This is a genomic window from Pseudomonas sp. URMO17WK12:I12 (genome assembly GCF_000514395.1).
In the GTDB taxonomy this organism is placed as follows: Bacteria; Pseudomonadota; Gammaproteobacteria; order Pseudomonadales; family Pseudomonadaceae; genus Aquipseudomonas; species Aquipseudomonas mucoides.
In genome coordinates this window covers 136,673-158,873 of the sequence record NZ_AZVV01000013.1, presented here as the reverse complement: position 1 = coordinate 158,873, position 22,201 = coordinate 136,673, and the positions used below count along the sequence as shown (strand labels likewise).

General features: G+C 60.8%; 21 protein-coding genes and 2 pseudogenes. 13 read left to right on the top strand and 10 right to left on the bottom strand.

Features of this window, described 5'->3' with window-relative positions:
- The first annotated feature begins 144 nt into the window (after positions 1-144).
- On the top strand, positions 145-474 hold the full coding sequence (locus D882_RS0119285; RefSeq protein ID WP_027924744.1) for a hypothetical protein: 330 nt from the start codon (positions 145-147) through the stop codon (positions 472-474).
- A 146-nt stretch (positions 475-620) separates the two neighbouring features.
- Here D882_RS0119285 and D882_RS0119280 read toward each other — a convergent pair whose 3' ends face one another.
- The 5 genes from D882_RS0119280 to D882_RS01000000131250 all read right to left on the bottom strand — a co-directional run bounded on the left by D882_RS0119280 (position 621) and on the right by D882_RS01000000131250 (position 6,760).
- Positions 621-1,022: a heme-binding protein gene (locus tag D882_RS0119280; protein ID WP_027924743.1), complete on the bottom strand. Its 402-nt coding sequence runs from the start codon at positions 1,020-1,022 to the stop codon at positions 621-623.
- Positions 1,023-1,043: 21 nt separating this feature from the next.
- A complete protein-coding gene (gene glcF / locus D882_RS0119275) occupies positions 1,044-2,261 on the bottom strand; it encodes a glycolate oxidase subunit GlcF (protein WP_027924742.1) in 1,218 nt (405 codons plus the stop codon).
- Between the two features lie 3 nt (positions 2,262-2,264).
- Positions 2,265-3,329, bottom strand: coding sequence for a glycolate oxidase subunit GlcE (gene glcE, locus D882_RS0119270; RefSeq protein WP_027924741.1), 1,065 nt, complete (start codon positions 3,327-3,329; stop codon positions 2,265-2,267).
- Positions 3,329-4,828 (bottom strand): glycolate oxidase subunit GlcD, encoded by a 1,500-nt coding sequence (gene glcD / locus D882_RS0119265; protein WP_027924740.1) that lies wholly within the window; start codon positions 4,826-4,828, stop codon positions 3,329-3,331. The genes glcE and glcD overlap by 1 nt, the downstream gene beginning before the upstream one ends.
- A 171-nt stretch (positions 4,829-4,999) precedes the next feature.
- Positions 5,000-6,760, bottom strand: coding sequence for a caspase family protein (locus D882_RS01000000131250; protein WP_172825940.1), 1,761 nt, complete (start codon positions 6,758-6,760; stop codon positions 5,000-5,002).
- A 620-nt stretch (positions 6,761-7,380) separates the two neighbouring features.
- Between D882_RS01000000131250 and D882_RS1000000133350 the strand changes: the two genes are divergently transcribed.
- The 5 genes from D882_RS1000000133350 (at position 7,381) to D882_RS1000000133205 (ending at position 12,706) form a co-directional block, all read left to right on the top strand.
- Entirely contained in the window at positions 7,381-9,384 is a 2,004-nt protein-coding gene (locus D882_RS1000000133350; RefSeq protein WP_027924739.1) for an aminotransferase class I/II-fold pyridoxal phosphate-dependent enzyme, read from the top strand.
- Positions 9,385-9,411: 27 nt separating this feature from the next.
- The gene (locus D882_RS0119250) at positions 9,412-10,194 is read left to right on the top strand and encodes a transporter substrate-binding domain-containing protein (protein ID WP_027924738.1); all 783 of its coding nucleotides are present in this window, start codon (positions 9,412-9,414) and stop codon (positions 10,192-10,194) included.
- A gap of 87 nt (positions 10,195-10,281) precedes the next feature.
- Positions 10,282-10,995: an ABC transporter permease gene (locus tag D882_RS0119245; RefSeq protein WP_027924737.1), complete on the top strand. Its 714-nt coding sequence runs from the start codon at positions 10,282-10,284 to the stop codon at positions 10,993-10,995.
- A 5-nt stretch (positions 10,996-11,000) separates the two neighbouring features.
- Complete coding sequence (locus D882_RS0119240; protein ID WP_027924736.1) at positions 11,001-11,699, top strand: ABC transporter permease subunit; 699 nt, start codon at positions 11,001-11,003, stop codon at positions 11,697-11,699.
- Positions 11,699-12,706, top strand: coding sequence for a DMT family transporter (locus D882_RS1000000133205; protein WP_027924735.1), 1,008 nt, complete (start codon positions 11,699-11,701; stop codon positions 12,704-12,706). The genes D882_RS0119240 and D882_RS1000000133205 overlap by 1 nt, the downstream gene beginning before the upstream one ends.
- Here D882_RS1000000133205 and D882_RS1000000132150 read toward each other — a convergent pair.
- A pseudogene (locus D882_RS1000000132150) lies at positions 12,662-13,147 on the bottom strand (TetR family transcriptional regulator C-terminal domain-containing protein); the annotation flags it as partial. The gene D882_RS1000000133205 and the pseudogene D882_RS1000000132150 sit on opposite strands and share 45 nt — an antisense overlap.
- Positions 13,148-13,318: 171 nt before the next feature.
- Here D882_RS1000000132150 and D882_RS0119225 point away from each other — a divergent pair.
- The gene (locus tag D882_RS0119225) at positions 13,319-14,335 is read left to right on the top strand and encodes a succinylglutamate desuccinylase/aspartoacylase family protein (RefSeq protein WP_027924734.1); all 1,017 of its coding nucleotides are present in this window, start codon (positions 13,319-13,321) and stop codon (positions 14,333-14,335) included.
- A 39-nt stretch (positions 14,336-14,374) separates the two neighbouring features.
- Here D882_RS0119225 and D882_RS01000000131240 read toward each other — a convergent pair.
- Positions 14,375-14,655, bottom strand: a pseudogene (locus D882_RS01000000131240) (Dyp-type peroxidase); the annotation flags it as partial.
- A gap of 32 nt (positions 14,656-14,687) precedes the next feature.
- Here D882_RS01000000131240 and D882_RS0119215 point away from each other — a divergent pair.
- Positions 14,688-14,879, top strand: coding sequence for a hypothetical protein (locus tag D882_RS0119215; protein WP_027924732.1), 192 nt, complete (start codon positions 14,688-14,690; stop codon positions 14,877-14,879).
- Positions 14,880-14,946: 67 nt separating this feature from the next.
- Positions 14,947-15,327 (top strand): RidA family protein, encoded by a 381-nt coding sequence (locus D882_RS0119210; protein WP_027924731.1) that lies wholly within the window; start codon positions 14,947-14,949, stop codon positions 15,325-15,327.
- A 48-nt stretch (positions 15,328-15,375) separates the two neighbouring features.
- On the opposite strand, the gene D882_RS0119205 is transcribed toward D882_RS0119210, so the two are convergent.
- Positions 15,376-17,088 carry an amidase gene (locus tag D882_RS0119205; protein ID WP_027924730.1) on the bottom strand — a complete coding sequence of 571 codons (1,713 nt, stop codon included), beginning with the start codon at positions 17,086-17,088 and terminating at the stop codon, positions 15,376-15,378.
- Positions 17,089-17,366: 278 nt separating this feature from the next.
- On the opposite strand from D882_RS0119205, the gene D882_RS0119200 reads away from it, so the two are divergent.
- Together D882_RS0119200 and D882_RS0119195 are read left to right on the top strand one after the other, a co-directional pair.
- Positions 17,367-17,795 (top strand): DUF1801 domain-containing protein, encoded by a 429-nt coding sequence (locus D882_RS0119200; RefSeq protein WP_027924729.1) that lies wholly within the window; start codon positions 17,367-17,369, stop codon positions 17,793-17,795.
- 120 nt (positions 17,796-17,915) lie between these two features.
- On the top strand, positions 17,916-18,251 hold the full coding sequence (locus D882_RS0119195; protein WP_027924728.1) for a hypothetical protein: 336 nt from the start codon (positions 17,916-17,918) through the stop codon (positions 18,249-18,251).
- Positions 18,252-18,649: 398 nt separating this feature from the next.
- On the opposite strand, the gene D882_RS0119190 is transcribed toward D882_RS0119195, so the two are convergent.
- Positions 18,650-19,069 (bottom strand): organic hydroperoxide resistance protein, encoded by a 420-nt coding sequence (locus tag D882_RS0119190; protein WP_027924727.1) that lies wholly within the window; start codon positions 19,067-19,069, stop codon positions 18,650-18,652.
- Positions 19,070-19,302: 233 nt separating this feature from the next.
- Here D882_RS0119190 and D882_RS0119185 point away from each other — a divergent pair, with 233 nt between their 5' ends.
- Complete coding sequence (locus tag D882_RS0119185) at positions 19,303-19,737, top strand: GNAT family N-acetyltransferase (protein WP_027924726.1); 435 nt, start codon at positions 19,303-19,305, stop codon at positions 19,735-19,737.
- 105 nt (positions 19,738-19,842) lie between these two features.
- A complete protein-coding gene (locus tag D882_RS0119180; protein WP_027924725.1) occupies positions 19,843-20,178 on the top strand; it encodes a cytochrome c in 336 nt (111 codons plus the stop codon).
- A gap of 359 nt (positions 20,179-20,537) precedes the next feature.
- Here the strand turns inward: D882_RS0119180 and D882_RS0119170 are convergent, their stop codons facing one another.
- On the bottom strand, positions 20,538-22,121 hold the full coding sequence (locus D882_RS0119170) for a winged helix-turn-helix domain-containing protein (RefSeq protein WP_027924724.1): 1,584 nt from the start codon (positions 22,119-22,121) through the stop codon (positions 20,538-20,540).
- Between the last annotated feature and the right edge of the window lie 80 nt (positions 22,122-22,201).

Sequence of the window (22,201 nt, the reverse complement as noted above, 5' to 3'; positions counted from 1 at the left end):
AAAAAACCACATGGGCTCGGGGCTGATCCCGGCCCATTGAGTCCGAATGCGGTTATTAGGTGCAGATAAGGCAAACTGCTGGCCCCGCTGGCGCAAAACAGTCGCCAAAATCACTTTATTTTCAGGTGGTTAGGCGGAATGCAATTGCGCAATGTAGCGATCACGATGATCTCGTTTACCCTGGCGAGCATGGCCGGCGCGGCCCAGGCCAGGGAGTTGGTGGCCAATGACCGATATATGTGCGACTGGGGCGCGGGGACGGCGGCCAGGGCCCAGGAGCTGAAGTTGTCCGGGGTGTCGCTGTATGCCGCTCGCAAGAAGATTCAGACCTACAAATTCAACAAACCGTGGATGCACATGATGGCCATGGGCATTACCGAGCAGACCTACGACAGTCCGTCGCGGTTCAAACCGGCTGCGGTGCGGCAGAGTTTTTATGAAGAGTGCATTCGGTACAAGCTGGCGCGCAAGTAATGCGATCCTGTGGCGAGGGCGCTTTTGTGGCGAGGGAGCTTGCTCCCGCTGGGCTGCGAAGCGGCCCCAAAAAACGGGACAGCTGCGCTGTCCAGCGGGAGCAAGCTCCCTCGCCACAGGTTGATAGTGCCGAACCTTTTATGGCGTTACTTCAAACACTGCGCCCCGGCCCTGGCCACTTGCGCATCCTGTTCGGACTTCACCCCGGACACGCCCACTGCGCCGATCACCTGGCCGTCGTAAACAATCGGCACGCCACCTTCAAGGGACGTCAGCAACGGCGCCGATAAAAAGGCGAAGCGTCCGCCGTTGACCATGTCTTCATAACCTTTCGACTCACGCCGGCCCAAGGCCGAGGTGCGGGCTTTTTCAGTGGCGATGTAGGCGCTGCTGGCCGCACACCCGTCGAGGCGTTCGAGCGCCAGGGGATGGCCACCGTCATCGACAATCACAATGGTCACGGCCCATTGATTGTTCTGTGCTTCGGTGCGGGCGGCGGTGAGGATCTGGCTGACTTCGGCCTGACTCAGTATGGCTTTACGCTTCATGGCGATTGCTCCAGAGGGTGATCAGGGCAGGGCGGCTTCCACCAGTTCAATCCAGTGCCGGACCGGGGTTCGACCCGCGCCGTCGAGGTGGGACTGACAGCCGATATTGGCGGTGACAATGATTTCGGGATGCCCGCTCTCCAGCGCATTGAGCTTGTTGTCGCGCAGTTGCCGGGACAGTTCCGGTTGAGTCAGCGAATAGGTGCCCGCCGAGCCGCAGCACAAATGGCCGTCAGGTACGGGCGTGAGGTTAAAACCCAGACGTGTCAGCAGCGCCTCAACCGCGCCGCCCAGTTTTTGCGCGTGCTGCAAGGTGCAGGGGCAATGGAACGCCAGGCGCTGGCCGCTGTGGATACCGAGGGTTTCCAGCGGTTCATCGCGCAGCACTTCGACCAGGTCCCTGGCCAGTGCGCTGACCTTTTGCGCCTTCTCGGCATAGGCCGGATCGCTGCGCAGCAAATGACCATAGTCCTTGATGAACGCACCGCAACCGCTGGCGGTTTGCACAATCGCTTCGGCACCGTTTTCAATCGCCGGCCACCACGCATCGATGTTGTGCCGTGCGCGATCAAGGCCGGCCACCTGGGCGTCGAGGTGATAATCGACGGCGCCGCAGCACCCGGCTTCGCGGGTGGGTATGACGCTGATACCGAGTCGATCCAGCACCCGCGCAGTGGCGGCGTTGGTGTTGGGCGACAGCCCCGGCTGCACGCAACCTTCGAGTATCAGCACTTGCCTGGCGTGGCGCACCGTCGGGCGTGGTTTGGCCGGGTACACACGGCGAGGCAACTTGGCTTGCAGGGTGTTCGGCAACAAGGCACGGAACACCTGGCCACCGCTCACCAGCGCTTTGAACAATCCCGGGTTGGGTACCACGCGGCGCAACCCTTCGCGCAATAAACGCTGCTCGAGTGGGCGCGGTACGGCGGCGTCCACCACTGCGCGTCCGATGTCGAGCAAGTTGTGGTAATCGACGCCGGAGGGGCAGGTGGTTTCGCAGTTGCGGCACGACAGGCAACGGTCCAGATGCTGCTGGGTTTTTTGCGTGACTTCGTTGCCTTCCAGCACCTGCTTGATCAGGTAGATGCGACCTCGCGGGCCATCCAGTTCATCGCCGAGCAATTGATAAGTCGGGCAGGTCGCATTGCAAAAACCGCAATGCACACAGGTGCGCAGAATGCGTTCGGCTTCTTCGGCGCGGGGCAGCTGGCGGGCCTGGTCGCTGAGCGTGGTTTGCATGGGTCAACACTCCGCGTACAGGCGACCGGGGTTGAAAATGCCCCGTGGGTCAAGTTGCTGCTTCAGGTTCTGGTGATAGCGCATCAGTGCAGCCGGCAGCGGTTGGAACGGGCTGTCGATCAGGCCATGGCTGTAGCAGGTCACATGCCCGCCGACCTCGCCGACGATCTTGCGAATGAACGAGGCTTGCGCCTCGGATTTGAGCCAGCGCTGTGCGCCGCCCCAATCGATCAGTTGAACGCCGGGCAAAGACAGTCGGGGTGTGTTGTGGGGCAGGGACAACCGCCAAAGGGGTTGGTCCTCATCAAAGAAACTCAGTCGATGTTCGTTGAGGTCCGCCCAATAGTTCGCGTCCAGCCGCTCGCCGCCCAATCGATCATGGGCCGCCGCCACCGAGCCTTCGCCACCCTCAAGCCGCAGGTGCAGGCGTTGCCCGTCGTGGCACGCGGCGCTGATCGGCAAGGGCTGCTGGCCCCATTCCGCGAGGCGCAGCAGGGCGCGGTCACTGTCCATGTCCAGGCTGATGCTCAGGCATTGACGCGGTTTGGGCAGGACTTTGAGTGACACTTCAGTCACCACCCCCAGCGATCCGTAACTGCCGACCATCAGGCGCGACAGGTCGTAACCGGCGACGTTCTTCATGACTTCGCCTCCGAAGCGCAGATGCTTGCCATGCCCGGTGATCACCCGTGTGCCGAGGACAAAGTCCCTGACCGAGCCTGACCACGGGCGTCGAGGCCCCGACAAGCCGCAGGCAAGCATGCCGCCGACGGTGGCGCCTTCGCCGAAGGAGGGCGGTTCACACGGCAGCATCTGCTGTGCGTGGTCCAATACCTCAGCCAGTTCTGACAACGGTGTGCCGCAGCGGACGGTGATCACCAGTTCGGTCGGGTCATAGCTGACGATGCCCCGGTGGGTGCGCGTGTCGAGCACCTCACCGGCAACGATCCGTCCCAGGAATGCCTTGCTGTTGGAGCCCTGAATGCGCAACGGCGTGGCGTTTTGCAGCGCCTGGTTGACCTGCTCCAGCAGCGCGGCACTGTCATCCATGTCGTGTTCGCTACGCATCAGAAGCGCTCCAGATCAGGGAAGGGCAACTGCCCCATATGCACGTGCATCGCGCCAAACTCGGCGCAGCGGTGCAGGGTCGGAATGTTCTTGCCGGGGTTGAGCAAGCCGCCAGGATCGAAGGCCGCTTTGACCGCATGGAACACGGTCAGCTCATCGCTGTTGAACTGCGCGCACATCTGATTGATTTTCTCCCGCCCCACGCCGTGTTCGCCGGTGATGCTACCGCCGACCTTCACGCACAGCTCGAGGATCTTGCCGCCCAGGGTTTCGGCGCGGTCGAGCTCGCCCGGTTGATTGGCGTCGAACAGAATCAGCGGGTGCATGTTGCCGTCGCCGGCGTGGAACACGTTGGCCACCCGCAGGCCATATTCATCCGAGAGTGTCGCGATAGCCCGCAACACACCGGGCAGTTCGCGGCGCGGGATCGTGCCGTCCATGCAGTAGTAATCCGGCGACAGCCGTCCGACGGCCGGGAAGGCATTCTTGCGCCCGGCCCAGAACCGCACGCGCTCGGCTTCATCGCGGGCCTGGCGGACTTCGGTGGCGCCAGCCTGTTCCAGCACCTGGCGCACGCGGTCGCAATCATCATGGACATCGGCTTCAACGCCATCGAGTTCACAGAGCAAAATGGCTTCGGCGTCGACGGGGTAGCCGGCGTGGATGAAGTCCTCGGCGGCGCGAATCGCCAGGTTGTCCATCATCTCCAGGCCGCCGGGGATGATGCCGGCGGCAATGATGTCACCCACCGCGCGCCCGGCCTTTTCCACGGAATCGAAGGCGGCCAGCAGCACTTTGGCGGTTTGCGGTTTGGGCAGCAGTTTCACCGTGACTTCGGTGATGACCCCCAGCATGCCTTCGGAACCGGTGAACAAGGCCAGCAGGTCAAAACCGGGCGAGTCGAGCGCGTCGGAGCCCAGCGTCAGGTGTTCGCCCTCGACGGTCAGAATGTCGACTTTGAGCAGGTTGTGCACGGTCAGGCCGTATTTGAGGCAATGCACGCCACCGGCGTTTTCGGCGACGTTGCCGCCGATTGAGCAAGCAATCTGCGAGGAGGGATCCGGCGCGTAATACAAACCAAACGGCGCCGCGGCCTGGGAAATCGCCAGGTTGCGCACCCCCGGCTGAACCCGCGCGGTGCGGGCGGCGGGGTCTATGTGCAGGATGTTGTTGAAGCGCGCCATTACCAGCAGCACGCCTTTTTCCAGCGGCAGTGCACCGCCGGACAACCCGGTGCCGGCGCCACGGGCAACCACCGCGACGTGCCGCTCATGACAGACTTGAAGGATGCCCTGGACTTCGTCCAGGTGGCGCGGCAACACCACCAGCAGCGGCGTGGTGCGATACGCGGAGAGCCCGTCGCATTCATACGGTCTGAGCTCTTCTTGCTGATGCAGGATGTCCAGATCCGGCAAGCGCGCTCGTAACGCCTGGAGCAGGGCGGCTTTGTCGACCTCGGGCAAAACGCCGTCGACGCGTTCGTCGTAAAGAATGTTCATAGCCTGATCGCGACCCTCGGTTGTTTTTATTAGAGGTCAGGTTTCGATGATAGGTCCCTCGCCAACGTTAGCTCAGTTGCGAGCAGGAGCCGATTTGATTTTGACCCACTCAATAAGAAACCGGGCGTCTTCAAGACGCCCGGTTTGATTTTCAGCGTGGTGGTTGATGGTTTAGGGAACGACTTTGCCGAGTAAAACCTTCGGCCCGACAATGGCCGGCTTCTGGTCATAACCCAGCTCGGCCAGGAGCTTGCCCGTGGCGCGGACCAAGGCATTGAATGTCGGACGCTTTTTGGATGAGCGCAGCGTCTGGGCGAGCGCGTAGGTGAACGCGCCGTACGAAATCACGCCGTGGCGGTACTCATACGACAGTTGGGATTCGCCACAGGCGTACATGAGGATCGGCAGAAAAGGGCCATCGTGTTTGTAAGCGATGCGACGTCTGTTGTAGAGCTTGTCGTCGTACCCGCGTACCGCGATGGCCTGGCCGACCCGGCGAATGCCGTCGCGATTGCTCACGGTGTTGGCGGCTTCTGCCTTCTGCGCGTTCTTGCGCGCCTCTTTCACCCAATCGCGCTCGACCCACATCTGCAGACTGGCCTCCCAGCGCAGGGCGCGATGGCGGATGTCATCCGGTGGCGTCAACCCTCGGGCACGCCGCGCGCCTTCACGCGTCATGCCGCCCGAGTGGCAGCAATCGAAGATGGTTATGAACTGTGTGTTGTACGGCAGCTGGATGTACAGGTCGCGAAAGTCGTTGTCGACGATGGCGTGTTCCGGCGTCCAGTCGAAATCCCAGGGGCACAGACATTCATCGATGCGATCGGCCTCGCCGGCGGCATTGGTATTGGGAATCTGCGCACCGTGCCCTGAGTAGAACAGCACTCGGCGATCACCCGCCTGGGCGTCGTCGAGCAACCAGTGCAGGCGATCGCGAATGCCGGCGGTGGTGGCGCGGTCATCGAGCACGACGCGGATGTCATCCGGAGAGAAGTTCGATTCTTGCAGCAATGAACTCATCAGGAACACGTCATTGACGCAACCCTCGAGCCGGTCCGAAGGGTTGGGATAGTTGTTGATCCCGATCAGCAACGCCTTGTCTCTCGAACGACGTGCGGTTTGTGCCTTTGGCACGGCCAGACCGAGTGATTTGTCGACGGCGAGCAAACGTTTGTCGAACCCCCTGGCGAGGCCGACCTGTAACAGCGGGCCCCAGACATTGGACCGGGTTTCGGGGTGACCGAGGTAGTACGTTGCATCGTGATTGAGCGCGTCGCCCGGTTTGTCGAAAGGCGTCATGACTTGAGTGAAGTTGGCATCGCGCAGGTACAGCGGTGCGGTAAACACATGATCGTGTTCGTTGTAGAGGTGGTACCACTTGTATGCCGTGTCAATGCCTTCGATACGTCCGCCGAACGTCTCGCGTACTGCGGGGTTGGCAATCTGCGAGCCGAACGTGATCAGCACGCGCTTGTTCATCAGCGACGGATCCCGACGGAACGTGTCATAGGCGACCAGTGTTCCGAGGCTGTGCGCACAGACGATATCCGGTTCTGAGTCGTTGATGCGCGTGGCGAGGTCTTTACGCAGCGTGGTTCGCAGCGCCTCGTCCGCGGTCCATTGCGCCACCATGCCGGCCGTCCAGCGCAGGCGATCAGGAAATTGCCCGATGCCGCGATCACGCCGGAACAGATCCCCGACTGAATGGATGACGGCGCTGGTCAGTAGACGCAGCGTCGCTTCGGCAATTTCCGGCGCGCCCAGACCGCTGGACGCAAAGCGCGCGTCATACTCGAAATAGTCCAGTTCGATCACCGCATTCGGCGCCACGCTCAGCACCGCCGTGGTAATCGACCGTTTCCAGGATTGCTCGAAACTCTCATCCGCTTCTTCATGGCCAATGCCATGCACGCACAGAATCTTGATCTTCATGTCCATTTCCTTGAAGTGATGTCTGCTGGCGTTATTTGCATGAACAAGCGGTTGTTGTCATCGGCTTGATAAGAGAACTAACTGCCTGTTGGTGCGTTGAGTTGAGCATATTCGATTAGCAAAATCCGACTGGGCTTTTTTATGATTAATTGGAATGAGTCAGTTGTTTTTAATTGAGAGCATTGCTATTGGGGTGAACTTTTAAGGTGCGGGTGAAGGCCTTGGGGTTCGGGGTGTTCAGAAAGGCGCGTCGGTACGAAGTGCTGATGTTATTGAGGTTTAGCCTAGGTTGAAGGTGTCAGGTTTTATAAGTGTCTTGTTGGTGTTACACGTGTGAAGGAATTATCTAATGTGCAGCACTTATCTAATAAGGCTGACTCAGAAGTTGTACCCGTCTTATTAAACTTCCGTGGCTGGAAACCCTCTCGGGATTCCCATTCAGCTTCACCATGCCCCCGTGCTGAAAACGCCGCGACTGTCGTGAAAACGACCTGTTTACGCTGATCGCGAACCTTCGCGACTTTTCTGTTGAACGACTGTTCAGCTTCGACTATGTTGATGGCCACCTCCCCGGCGGGTAGCGCGGGCTGGCGTTTCTTCAATTCGAACGAGGCACTGGCATGCGGTTTTCACCTTTTGTTGAGCGGATTTCAGGCGACGGTGTCGCCGCCTGGGATATTCACAATGCAGCCTTTGAAGCCCAGCGCCGTGGCGAGGATGTGATCATTCTCAGCGTCGGTGACCCGGATTTCCCCACACCCGATTTCATCACCGATGCCGCCATCGAAGCGCTGCGCGAGGGTGACACTCACTACACCGAGATCGCCGGTCGCCAGGCCTTGCGCGAAGCCATCGCCAACCGCTACAGCCCATTGTTCGGCCGTGAGGTGCAAGCGCCGAACGTGATCGTCGCGGCCGGGGCGCAGAACGCGTTGTTCATCACCTCGATGTGCCTGCTCAACACGGGCGATGAAGTGATTGCCCTGGACCCGATGTACGTGACGTACGAGGCCACCCTCAAGGCCTCCGGCGCCACGCTGGTGCGGGTGCCGTGCTCGGCGGATTGCGGTTTCAGGCTCGATGCCGCCGTGTTGGCCAAGGCCATCACCCCGCGCACCCGGGCGATTTTCTTCTCCAACCCGAACAACCCCACCGGCGTGGTGCTCAACCGCGAAGAGCTGCAAGCCATCGCCGACCTCGCCATCGAACATGACCTGTGGGTGGTGGTCGACGAAGTCTACGAAAGCCTCGCCTTCGAACGCGAACACCTCAGCCTCGCGGCGTTGCCGGGCATGGCCGAGCGCTGCGTGGTGGTCGGCAGTCTGTCGAAATCCCATGCCATGACCGGCTGGCGGATCGGCTGGATCGTCGCCAACGAAGCCTTGATCGCCCACGCGGAAACCCTGGTGCTGAGCATGCTCTATGGCTTGCCGGGGTTTGTCATGGAAGCGGCGCTGAAAGCGGTGCAGGCCCACGAAGACGTGACCCACGGCATGCGCGACATCTATCGCCGTCGGCGTGATCTGGTGGTCACGAGTCTGTCCAACTGCCCGGGTATTTCAGTGCTCAACCCCGATGCCGGCATGTTCGTGTTGATGGATGTGCGTGACACCGGGCTGACTTCGCTGGAGTTCGCCTGGCGCCTGTTGCGCGAGGCGCGCGTGTCGGTCCTCGATGCGGCGGCGTTTGGCGAGCCGGCGCAAGGCTTTGTGCGGCTCTCGTTCACCCTCGGAGAAGAGCGGTTGGCCCAGGCCTGTCAGCGTATTCGCGATTTTGTCCTGGTGCTGAAAGGTGAGGCGCCACGACCGGTGCTCAGTCGCGTCACCTGCGAAGCCACCGTTGTCCCCGTCACGTCCAAGACCATGATCGAAGTCGATGGCCTGCACAAACGCTTCGGCAATATCGAAGTGCTCAAGGGCGTCTCGCTGACGGCCCGCGAAGGCGATGTGATCTCCCTGATCGGCGCCAGCGGTTCGGGCAAAAGTACTTTGCTGCGCTGCATCAACATGCTCGAAGTGCCGGACCAGGGACGCATTCTGGTGGACGGCGAAAGCATCAAGCTCAACCACGACCGTCCCGGCGCGCCACTGGTGTCCGACGCCAAACAGCTGGTGCGGATCCGTTCGAGCCTGGGCATGGTGTTCCAGAACTTTAACCTCTGGCCCCATCGCACGGTGCTGGAAAACCTCATCGAAGCGCCGACCCAGGTCCTGCGTGAAAGCTGTGCCGAAGCCACTGAACGGGCTGAAGCCTTGCTGGAACGCGTGGGGCTTGCGGCCAAGCGCAACGAGTACCCGGCGTTTCTCTCCGGGGGGCAGCAACAACGGGTGGCCATCGCCCGGGCCCTGGCCATGCGGCCCAAGGTCATGCTGTTCGATGAACCCACCTCGGCACTCGACCCGGAACTGGTCGGCGAAGTGCTGCGGGTGATCCGCTCCCTCGCGGAAGAAGGCCGGACCATGATCCTGGTGACCCATGAAATGGCCTTTGCCCGCGATGTGTCTTCCCAAGTCGCCTACTTGCACCAAGGGCTGATCGAGGAAACCGGTTCGCCGGATGAAGTGTTCGTACACCCACGCAGTGAACGTTGCCGACAGTTCGTCAACGCACATCAGACTCGCTAAAACATCATAAAAAGACGGGGAGAAATCATGGGAAATCGACGTTTGGCAAACTGGTTTACCGGCGCGGCCTGCTTGTTGCTGGCTGGCATGAGCGCGGCGCAGGCGCAACCGATCAGGTTCGCGGTCGCGGCCGAACCCTATCCGCCGTACACCGAGAAACAGGCCAACGGTGAGTGGAAGGGCTTCGAAGTCGACCTGATCCACAAGCTGTGCAGCGAGATGAAAGCCGAGTGTGAAATCAAGGAAGTGGCGTGGGACGGCATCATTCCTTCGTTGCTGGCGAAGAAGATCGACGTGATTTTTTCCTCGATGTCGGTCACTGAAGAACGGGAAAAACAGATCGCCTTCAGCAAGGCTTACTACGATTCGGTGATCGCGATTGTCGGGCCGAAGGACGCGTCTGTTAAGAAGTACCCGGATGACCTGAAGGGCAAAACCATTGGGGTGCAGAACTCCACGGTGAGCGCCAGTTACCTGAAGACGTACTACGAAAAAATTGCCGACGTGAAGTATTACGACACCCAGGACTCGGCCAACGCCGACCTGATTGCCGGTCGTATCGACCTGATGATGGCGGACGGCACGGCCATGGCGGCCTTCGTCCAGACCCCGGATGCCAAGGACCTGGCCTACCTCGGCGCAGTGCCTTACGACCCGATTTTTGGCAAAGGCGTGGGCGCCGGTTTGCGCAAGGACGACACCGAGCTCAAGGCCAAACTCGACACGGCGATCAAGACCTTGCTGGCGAGCAAGGACTATGACGACCTGTCCCAACACTACTTCGGCACCAGCGTGAAACCGGCGTTCTGATAGAGATCCTGTGGCCGATGCAAAACCCTGTGGGCGCGAGCAAGCTCGCGCCCACAAGGTCCGGTGGTGCTTTAACGGGAGAGTGAAATGCCGGCAATGTTCGATTTGATCAATTTCAGCGAACAAGGATGGGGCAGTGCGCTGTTGAAAGGGCTCTGGATGACCCTGCAGATTTCCGCCGGGGCGTTTGTGCTCGGGCTCCTGATCGGGCTGGTGGTGGCTTGCCTCAAGCTGGGCGCGCCGAAACCGATCGCGGCACTGATGCGCAGTTACACCACGTTATTCCGTGCGGTTCCGGAGTTGTTGCTGATCCTGCTGCTGTACTACGTCGGTTCGATGCTGCTCAATTCGCTGATGGCGCAGATGGGCTACGACACGGTGAATGTCAGCGGTCCGCTGGCGGCGATTGTGGTGCTGGGGCTGGTGCAGGGCGCGTACGCCTCGGAGATTTTCCGGGCGGCGATCCAGGCCATTCCGTTCGGTCAGATCGAGGCAGGCAAAGCGTTCGGCTTGAGCGGCTTCGGCCTGTTCCGACGGGTCACGCTGCCGATCATGGCGCCTTACGCCATGGCCGGGATGGCCAACCTGTGGATCAACCTGATCAAGGACAGCGCATTGATCAGCGTGGTCGGCACCAACGAGTTGCTGTACACCGCCAAGCAAGGCGCGGGCTCGACGCGTCACTACCTGTTGTTCTACCTCACCGCCGCGGCGATGTATTACGCCGTGACGCTGGTGTCCAACTACCTGTCGGGACGGCTTGAGCGACGCATCCGTCGCTGGATGCCTTTGGCTGAGTGAATGAAATGATTCCAGCGTGGATAGTTGAATACGCGGCGCTGTTGGGCCGGGGGCTGCAAACGACCATCACCATTTTGTTGATTTCCAGCGTGTTCGGTTATGCGCTCGCAGTGCTGGTGGCGCTGGCCCGGATCTCGAAAAACAAAGTGATCGCCAAGGTCAGCCTCTTCTATACCAGCGTGACGCGCGGTACGCCGTTGCTGATCCAGATCTACATCTTCTACTACGGCCTCGGCAGCCTGTTTGCGCAGTTCCCGTTGATCCGCGGCAGCTTCCTCTGGCCATACCTGCGCGACGGTTACTGGTACATCGTGTTTGCCTTGGTGGTGTCGGTAGGGGCCTATGTCGGCGAAGTGATTCGCGGCGGGTTGCTGGCGGTGCCCAAAGGGGAAATGGAAGCGGCGTCGGCGTTTGGCATGACCCCGCGCCAGTCGTTGCTGCGGGTGCGTTTGCCCAGGGCGTTGCGTCTGCTGTTGCCGACCCTGGCCGGGGAGACCGTGATGCTGCTGAAGTCCACCGCACTGGCCTCGACCATTGCGATTGTCGATCTGTTGGGCGCCGCCAACGTGGTGCGGGCGCAAACGCTGCAAGTCTATCAACCGTTGCTGTTGGTGGCCGGCGTGTATGTCTGCCTGACGTTCATGATCGAAGCGCTGTTTGCCTTTGCCGAACGGCGCGGGACACCCGTGCGCAGGTCAGTGTAATGAGTACGCCAAGGATGGTTGACCGGTCGTTGCAAGGCATTGGCCTGTGCACCTTGGGTTATACGTTCCTGGCCCTGCAGGACGCCGCCATCAAGTGGCTGGTGGCGGATTATTCGGTGGTCAGCATTCTGTTCTGGCGCGCCCTTGTGGTGGTCCTGGCCTGTCTGCTGGCCGGGCATTTGCGTTTGGTCCAGCGCGCCTGGCGCTCGCCGAGCCGACGCTTGCTGGTGGTGCGCGGGTTGTTGTCAATTGTTGCCTGGGTGCTGTATTACACGGCGGCCCGGGACCTGACCCTGGCGGAAATGACCACGCTGTATTTTTCCGCACCGATCATGGTTACGGTGCTGGCGGCGGTGATTCTCAAGGAACGCGCCAGCGGCTGGCAGTGGCTCAGCCTGATCATCGGTTTTGTTGGTGTGATCATCGCCTGCCGCCCGAGCAACCTGGTCGATCCGGTGCCGGTGGTGCTGACGTTGTTGGCGGCGATGTGCTGGGCGTTCACCTACATCCAGTTGCGCCAGGTAGATGAGCAGACGTCCGTGCTCGAACAGATGTTGATCACCAACGTGGTGTTTGTGATTTGCATGGCAGTGGCGTTGCCCTGGACCTACACACCCGCACCCACCCCCGCGTGGCTCGGGATGCTCGGCGCCGGGCTGGTCGGCGGCATCGGCCAGTTTCTGCTGTTTGCCAGTTTTCAGCGGGCCACGGCCACGTTGCTCGCACCGTTCGAATACACCGGGCTGATCTGGGCGTTCCTCTTGTCGAGCCTGATCTGGGGCACGCTGATGGACGTGTCGCTGATGGTCGGTGCCGGGCTGATCGCCGTCAGCGGCACCCTGGCGATGATCTTCGGCCGTCACCCCTCACAGGACGTCGTCGGTGCTGAATGCTCCGTGTCGCAGCCCCTTTATCCAGCAGCGACAGATGTGGAGGCCGTTGGCGGGGCTGAAGGTTTCGGGGTTCAGGCACCACTCGATCCAGAGACCGTCGAGCATCGCCGATAAGCCGATGGCAGCCAGGCGCGTGTCGTGGATCACGAAACCTTCGCTGGCCGCCATGTCATCCAGCAGTTGGCGGAGCAGGTCGAGGTAGGCACGGTAGCTTTTTTCGTGGGATTGGCTGACGTGTTCTGAGTGCCGGATCAGGCTCCAGAACACCACCCAGACCCCAAGCAATTGCGGGTCCATGACCCGAGGCGAGAAGGAACCGGTGAGGAACGCGTCCATCTTCTGCGCGGGCGTGCCGGCCTGCTGGATCTCCTGGAGCAGGGCGGTGGTCAGCTCGCTGGCGATCTTTTGATAGGTGTCGGCAATCAACGCATCGATGCTGCCGAAATGGTGATTGAGCAACCCCACGGACACCCCGGCCTCGGTGGCGATGCGGCGCACGGAAATGCCGGCGTGACCGTCGCGCACCAGGCAGCGCAGGGTGGCGGCCACCAGCATTTCGCGACGCTCGTCCGGTTCAGCGCGGCGGTTTTTTGTGGAAGGGACTGTCACAAGGATTCCTTGGGTGTGTTGCCTGGTTGGCGAGCTTAGTTGAACGTGCGTTCAATCTCCAGTTCGGCCTTGGCAACGTGTCGGTTTTTAACGTTCGTGACGCGGGAGGACAAGCAGATGGCGCAGGATGTTTCGTTCAGTGTTCGCAACAACAACGGTGACTCGGTGCAGGTCGGCGCGTGGCGCTACGACGGCCATGGCAGCGGCCCGACCGTGCACCTCCAGGCCGGGGTGCATGCGGATGAAATCGCCGGGATGCTGGTGTTGCATCTGCTGATGCAGAAGCTTGAGGTCGCCCAGGCCCAGGGGCGGCTCAACGGCCGCGTGACGGTGGTGCCGCAAGCCAATCCGCTGGGCATCGGGCAGTTTCGCCAAGGACGCCTTCTCGGTCGCTTTCACGACGCCACCGGGCATAACTTCAACCGCGGGTTCGACCAGTCGGCCGCCATGGCCCAACCCTCGACCAACGTCCAGGAATGGCAAAAAAAACTGGTGCAGCTCGCGGCCCCGGCGGACGTGATGCTCGACCTGCACACCGATGACGAAGCAATGCCCTACCTCTACGTCCACCGCCGTTTCTGGCCCCGTGGTCGTGAATTGGCCGCCGCGATGAAAATGGACGTGGCGATCATCTGGGATGACGGCGGCGATGGCTCTTTCGAAGAGACCCTCATTGCGCCATGGCTGCGCGACGGCGTCACCGACCAACGCATGGCGGCGATACTGGAGTTGCGCGGGCAAGGCGACGTCAGCGACCGGTTTGCCGAGCAGGACGCCGAAGGGTTGTACGTCTGGCTATGCGGCTGCGGGGTCATCGATGAGGCGCAGGCACCCGCTGACTGGCCCGTCGAGGCGATGGAAATGGGCCACATGGAAACCATTCTGGCGCCGCAGCCCGGCGTGTTGATCTTTGAAAAAGAACTGGGCGATTTCGTCGAAGAAGGGCAGCGCTTTGCGCGGATTCTGCGGCGGCCGGGCGATCCATCGTCCGAGATGGTTTTGGTCGCCGAGCAAGCGGGGCGCATGGTCACTCGCTATCGCGATCGGCTGGTGCCGCAGGGCATGGTGGTGGCGAAATTCACCGGCAGCCGGGTATCGCGCAACTGGAGCGGCGGGTTGCTCGATCCGAACTAGCAGAGCGCAGCCGTCATTCATGAAGGCTGCGCCCGCGGCTCAGGGCTTGCGGTCCGCCAGTTGTTCCAGCAAGTCTGCCGAAGGGATGAAAAACAAGCCGCCAGTGAAGGCAGTGCGCAAATCCAGCAAGCGGACATAATTGCCCGGTGGTCGGCCGACAATCATGTTCTCCAGCATCTGTTCAAGGGGATCGGGCGAATGGGCGTAGCCGATGAAGTACGTGCCAAACTCGCCCGCACCCGGACTGCCAAAGGGCATATTGTCGCGCAGGATCTTCACTTCTTCGCCGCCCTTGGTATCGTGGTCAAGGCACTGTGTGACCGCGGCGCTGTTTGAGACGATGGCCAGACACATGGGCGTCGAGACAGACAAGTTGGCGGCGCTTGAAATCGATGACCCTTATAAAGCGGTGGCAGTTGACGTGGCGGCACTGAAGGCCAATCCGAACCTGCCGGGTGGTTTCACGGTGACGGGGCTGGTGTACGACGTGACGACCGGGCTGATCGAAACGGTGGTTCCTTCCGGGTTGCTGCGCCCCGATTAAATGAGATGGATGTAAACTGCGCGGCTGATACGCAACAGCCCCTTTTCACCTCAAGCGCGAGATCCTCATGGCTAACCAAGACATCACGTTCATCCCTGATCCAGACCAGGACTCCATCTCCTCCGACGTTGCCGGTTTTGGTGGGCTGCTGGTCTCCACTCAGATCCCTACCCGCGCCGACGGCAGTCTGGAACTGGGTGGCATCGTCGAGCAGAGCGAATGCACGCTGCAAGCGCTCAAGTCAGCACTGGAAGGGGCTGGCAGTTCGATGGATCGGGTGTTGCACCTGACCATCTACCTCACCGACATGGCTGATCGCGCCGCGTTCAACGAGGTCTACAAGCGTTTCTTCGCCAAGCCGTGGCCGGTTCGCGCCGCTGTGGGCGTGGCCGCTTTGGCGGTCGAAGGCATGCGTGTGGAAGTCACCGCAATGGCGGCCAAGGGCTGAATTATTGAGCGGGATTGGAGCCTGTAGCGCACCAATCCCGCTCAATGTTTACGGCCGGGTTGGCAGCGGCGGGGTGCGCGGCGGGATCAAGCGTTTGCTCCCGGTGGCTTCAAACGCCGACGCCAGGCGCAGCAGCGACGAATCGTCATAGGCGCGACCGGCGAACGTCAGCCCGACAGGCATGCCGATGTCCGGCATCACGCCCATCGGCACCGTGACCGTCGGAACGCCGAGGTGGCGGATGGCGAGGTTGCCATTGGCGACCCAAATGCCATTGCTCCACGCAATGTCCGCAGACGCAGGATCGACATCGGCGTTCGCCGGGCCCACGTCGGCGACGGTCGGGAACAGCACCGCGTCCAGTCCCAAGCGATCTATCCATTGCTCAAGATCGATACGCCGCGTGTGTTCAAGCCCGCGCAAGCCATCAGGCACGGTGGTGATCTCGTTCCACGGCGTAATGCCGCGTTCAGCCATCCGCACATATTCGTCCATGCCGGCCGCCAGATCGCCCTCGCGGTTGGGCAGCGTGCCGGGGTCGTGGGGGAAAATCAGCGGCCCGTCGACGTCAACCAGGCGATTCAGTTTGGGATCGCCATTGGCCTGAAGGAAATCATCGAACGCCCAGGCCGTCAGGTCCCACAATTCGTGGTGCAGGAACTCCTTGGAGACGATGCCGCGATTGAACACGGTCGGTGCCCCCGGACGGTCGCCTTCGCAGTTGGAGACCAGCGGGAAATCGACTTCGACGACTTCAGCGCCGGCGGCTTCGAGGGCCTTGCGAGCCGCTTCCCATAGACCGATTACCGAGGCGCGGGTGTTGATGCGCTGCCCGGTCGGCCCGCCGATACCCGGCGCCTCGCTGGTGCCGGCTTCAAGATCTTTGTTGATGTACATGCGCGGCACGCCGAAACGCTTGCCGGCGAGAGCCTCAGGTTGTGCGGCCAGGTCATGATAGGAAGCGGGGCGCACCGAGGAGACACTCGGAATCGGCACCCAGGGTTGCATCCGCCACAGATCGCCGCGGGTGTCCGGGTCTTCGGCCACGACAATCTCGAGCACCTCAAGCAGGTCCGCCATGGTCCGGGCGAACGGCACGACCACGTCCATGGTCGGTGTCAGCGGCCAGTTACCGCGCACCGAAATCACCCCGCGCGAGGGCGTGTAGGCGCACAAGCCATTGTTCGATGCTGGGCCGCGCCCACTCGACCAGGTTTCTTCCGCAAGACCGAACGCGGCGAAACTGGCAGCAGTTGCGGTGCCGGCACCGTTCGACGAACCCGAAGCGAAAGGCGCGGTAAGGTAGTCCGCGTTGTACGGGCTCTCGGCACGACCATAGACCCCTCGCTGCATACCGCCGTTGGCCATGGGCGGCATGTTGGTCTTGCCCAGGCAGATGGCACCGGCACCGCGCAGGCGTTCGATGGTGAACGCATCGCGATAGGCAATCAGATTGGCGAAGGCCGGGCTTCCGGAGGCGGCGGTCAGCCCCTTTACCAGATAGCTGTCCTTGGCCGTGTAGGGGATGCCGTCGAGCGGGCCCAGCGTTTCGCCTTTGGCCCGACGGGCATCCGACGCTTGCGCTTCCTTGAGCGCGTCGGGGTTGCGAACCACCACCGCGTTGAGGGCGGTAGGGGTGTCGGCGCCGTCGTAGGCATCGATCCTGGCGAGATAAGCCTCTACCAACTCGACCGCCGTGGTCTGGCCGGATTCAAGCGCAGCACGCAGTTGCGCAATGGAAACCTCAGTGACTTCAATCATGCTGTGACCGCCGGCGGCTGATGGGAGACGTGGGATTCAGGGGCATCACTTATCTGAAAATGGGGGTTCATATCGATTCTCGTTGCACTGCATGACGCGGGGCAGGGGCTGGACGGGTGACCTGAGCGTTGCATTTTGGCATTAAGCCGGTGGCAGAGGAAACGCTGTGCGCAGATCGTGCCGGACGGGGGCGCCGTCAGTCAGTGACGCTCGAGCGGTGGACGAGCGACAACTATCATGAGGCGGGTCAAAACCATCATGAAGCAGGTGATCACTGTATGAAGAAGGACGAGCCCGTTGCACAGGCTGCCGTGACGCAGGACGCCTCGGCGTTGATAGACGACAGAATCAAGGAACTGGGCGATTGGCGGGGCGAGATGCTCGGTCACATTCGAACGTTGATCCGTCAGGCCGATCCCGAGGTGGTCGAGGAATGGAAGTGGCGGGGCGTGCCGGTCTGGTCTCACGCCGGGATCCTGTGCACCGGGGAGACCTACAAAAGCGTGGTCAAAATGACCTTCGCCCAAGGCGCCGCGCTGGAGGATCCGGCAGGGCTGTTCAATGCCAGCCTGGAAGGCAATACCCGACGTGCCATTGATGTGCATGAGGGCGAAAAGCTCGATGAAAAGGCGTTGAAGGCACTGATCAAGTCCGCCGTGGCGCTCAACCTGTCGCGGGCGGCCGCTCGGCGTAAACCGGTCAAGTGAGCACAAATCGGGAGAACACCAGCGCAATTTTTTGTGGGTAGTACCAATTGGCCATCACCTCCGTTAGAGTGTGCGCCGCCCGAGAGACGGATCCCGGGCACATTCTCATGGAGTTTTTCAGTGAAGTACCTCAGTAAAGTTGTCGCGGTTGCTCTGTTCGGTCTGGTTTTGGCGGGTTGCACCGGTGCCCCGATGAACACCCAGCATTATGACGCCAGCCAATACACCGTCCTCGGCCACAGCGAAGCATCCGCTACCGGCCTGTTGCTGTTTGGTGTGATCCCGATCCGGCAGAACAGCCGTTTTGTTCGCGCGCAAGACGCGGCGATCAAAGCCAAGGGCGGCGACGCGATGATCAACACCCAAGTGCAGGAAAACTGGTTCTGGGCCTGGGTCCTGACCGGTTACACCACCAAAATCTCCGGTGATGTGGTCAAGCTGAAAAACGTTCAGTAAGCGCAGAGTCCTGCTGATAGGTGGGGGGGCGTTGACGAAGAAGCCCGCACAAGGCGGGCTTCGGATTTCGAGTAGGTGGCCAGTGCTGGTTTCTGGCTTACAAGGTTTATCAGGACTCTGACAGAACAGTGTTATGTACTTCTGCTTCACACGGCGTAAGGGCTGGATCTCAGCGCGGAGATCTTTCTAACCGTGTACCCTTCGGGACGTGCCCCACGTCTCCTTGCTATCCGCTTGCGCATCAGTCTGCGTCTTCACCTACACCTTCAGAATAGCAAAGCATGCGCAGTGTAAAGCGCGCTCTTTAGACCGATTTCGTCCTGTGAAAAACACGGCAGGACGGAAAACTGCTATCGGCACGGCCCACCCCGAAAGGCAGGCTGTTCCAGCGGGCCGGATCACACCAGATTGATCTCGACATCGATGTTGCCACGGGTCGCTTTGGAGTACGGGCAGGTTTGATGAGCCGCGTCCACCACGGCGCGGGCGACGGCTGGATCCAGGCCTGGAAAGCTGACATTGAGGCGTGCCTGGAGGAAAAAAGCGTTATCGGTTTTGCCCAGGTCGATTTCGGTATCCACGGCCACGTCGCTCGGAAGTGTCACGTTCAATGCGACCGCCGCTTTACCCATCGCACCGATAAAACACGCCGACCAACCCGCCGCCAGCAACTGTTCCGGATTGGTGCCGCTGCCTGACGAACCGGGCGGGGACAGCTTGATGTCCAGGCGTGCGTCCGAACTTTTGGACTGACCGTCACGGCCGCCGGTGGTGTGGGTTTTGCCGGTGTACAGCACAGTGTCGATTTGATTGATCATGGCAAGTTCCTGCTGAGGGTATAGGGCTTGTGTGTTCAGGTCGCGGGTTCAGGGAAGTCCTTGCGACGTGGCGCACTTTTGCACCCTCATGTCGTGCGTGTGTGTCTGGAACCGGCCGTTGTGTATCGCTGTGTAAGATCGCCGGCGAACATACAGATCGATACAATTCTGCCCGTCGGAATCGCATCTGATAGGCTTCTGCGCCAGACAATTCCCACTTTCAGGCGCACTCAATGTTCAACATTCGTGTCATGACCCTGGACGATTACGAAACCGTCATCGAACTGTTGCGGCGCACGCCCGGCGTCTCGCTGCGTGACGCAGACTCGCGTGAATCCACTGCCCGCTATCTGGAACGCAACCCCGGGTTGAGCTTTGTGGCGCAAGTCGACGGCGTGGTGTGCGGTTGCATCATGTCGGGCCACGACGGGCGTCGAGGGTACTTGCAGCACCTGATTGTCGAGCCGGCGTTTCGGCGTCAGGGCATTGCGAATGCGTTGGTGGAGCGTTGCCTGTCGAGTCTTGAGCCACTCGGTATCCTCAAGTGCCATCTCGATGTGTTCAAGACCAATGAGGCGGCGGCCCGCTATTGGCAACGTCAGGGCTGGACGCTACGGACGGATATCGATCGGTACTCGTTTACCCGGTCGGGCAATACGAACGCCTGACCGAGTAAGAACGACACCGTCCTGTAGCAGGCTTCGCCAGCTGCTAGGCTCTCACTTAGCGCCCCTAAGCCGCTCACGTCATCGTTGGGTCGCCGGGAGCCTAAAATGAAATGCGCATTTCTGACGCTCATAGCCCTACTCACCTGCTCATCGGCCATGGCATCACCGCCAGATGGAGAAGTACTTTTTCAAGATAACTGTGTTGGTTGTCACGGGCCTCGAGGCGCGGGAGGATCGGCGCCCAAGCTGGCCGGAGATGCCAGTGAGTGGAAATCAAAAGTATTCGAGCGCGCCGTGCTGAGCGGTATCGACGACCATGGGAAGCCTCTGAAGGCGCCAATGCCGCATTGGGCTAGCGCTAGCTTCAAGTCTGACAACGGTGTAAAGCCAAGCAAACTTGAAATTGATGCCATTCAGAAATACCTGCATCAGCAACAGTAGTGTGTTTGCTTCGACCGAATGCTTTCGTTTCGGCGACATGTTTTTCACGCAGTGCTCACAGACTGGAGCGCAGATTACCCTTGCTCCTTTGAAAAATCCCCATTTGGCCCGCCCGCATGCGGGCCATTTTTTTGGCTGCGCGGGCCATCGCAAAAACTCATTTAGCACTGGCGGCTACCGGTTATGAAGGGACGCTTTAGGGGGTGGATTCAACCGGTTGATTCAACAGTTTGGCTAAATCGTTCAGCGGTCTACCGATCATGAGTCTCGTGGGTTTGGCAGTTCTGATTAACACGCGAACCGCTTTTCTGCCTGAAGAGGTCAACTGTCTGACATTCCTACGGTCAGCCATCCCCAGCTCACTCCTCCAACCCCGCCCGCCGCAGTCCCTCCGTAAACCGTGCAAGGTCCTCCGCACGCTGAATAGGCAGCCAATCCCTCAGATTAGAAACCCGCAACAACGGATCCAGCGCTCGCAGGTGCTGCATGGCCTGCTTCGCTTTGTCCATGCGTCCGCTGAGCGCGTAACTGGCCGCCACCAAGGCCACCGGGGCCAGCAGATTGGGTAGGTTGCCCAAGGCTTTTTCCGCCCATTGCGTAGCGAGGTCGAAGCGGCCGGCGAAGAAGTGCGCGAGCGACATCCCAATCTGCATCCTGAACATTTCGGGGTCCACCGGACTCAAGCGAACGGCATGGGTCAAGTCCTTGATGGCGCCTTCAGTTTCACCGCGCAGCGCGCGCAAGACGCCGCCCAGGAACCAGGCGGGGGCGAGGTTAGGGTTGAGCAGGCGTGCCCTGTCGAGGAGAGCAATGCCGCCATCGACATCACCGGCCAGATGAGCAAGCGCATGTCCGCCGCGCGTCAACGCGACGGCATCGTCGCGTCCGAGTGTCACCGCCAGGCGCGCAAGCCGTGTGCCTTCGGCGATTTCGGCAGGCCGGTCGCTCATCCAGCCATTGAGCTTGCGCCAGAAGTGGCACCAGGCGGCCATGCCATAGGCTGAGGCGAATTCGGGGTCGAGTTCTATGGCTGTGTTGAACATCGGCAGGGCATCTGCGATGGCTTCGCGGGTGCCGCTGTGCAGTTTTGCCATGGCCCTCAAGTAATAATCGTAGGCGTCCAGGCTTTCGGTGGGTTTGCGTTTGGCGCGTTCGATTTCTGCCCGTTCCAGTTGCGGCGCGATGGCACCCACGACACTTTCGGCGATTTGATCCTGCAACTCGAAGATGTCGTCGATCAGGCCTTCGAAGCGTTCCGCCCAGAGGTGCGTGCCACTGGTCGCGTCGATGAGCTGCCCGGTGATGCGCACCTTGTTCCCGCACTTGCGCACGCTGCCTTCGAGCACGTAGCGAACGCCCAACGTCTGACCGATGCCCTGGATGTCCACCGCCTGACCTTTGTAGGTGAAGCTCGAATTGCGCGCGATGACGAACAGCCAGCGGATCCTTGAAAGGGCGACGATGATGTCCTCTACCACGCCGTCGGCGAAGTATTCCTGCTCTGGATCGCCGCTCAGATTCTGGAAGGGCAAGACCGTAATCGACGGTTTGTCCGGGAGAAGCAGCGCAGAGGAGGGCGTTTGCCTGGAGGCCGCGTGTTCGTCGACGCCAGGGTGTCGTGCTTGCTCGCTGTTGTCGACGTTGATGTGCCCGACGAAGCGGTAACCCTTACGGGCAATTGTGCGGACAAGGCGCTGCTCTTCGCCCGTATCGCCGATGGCTTTACGCACCGCATTGATGTGGCTGGTGATCGTCGACTCCGAGACGATCCGGCCGCTCCACACGGCTTTGAGGAGGTCGTCCTTGCTGACAACGCAATCGCGGTTGCACACCAGGTACAGCAATAGATCGAAAGTCTGTGGCCCGACGGCCACGACTTGCCCACGCAAGGTCAATTCCCGGCGCTCTTGATCGAGCACGAAGTCTTCAAACGCGAATTGCAACGTGGGCGTCCCCTGGCAAAGCGCCTTCAACTCCGTGTCCCAGGCTGCTGGTGATATTTAGTTGAGATTGATAATACGAC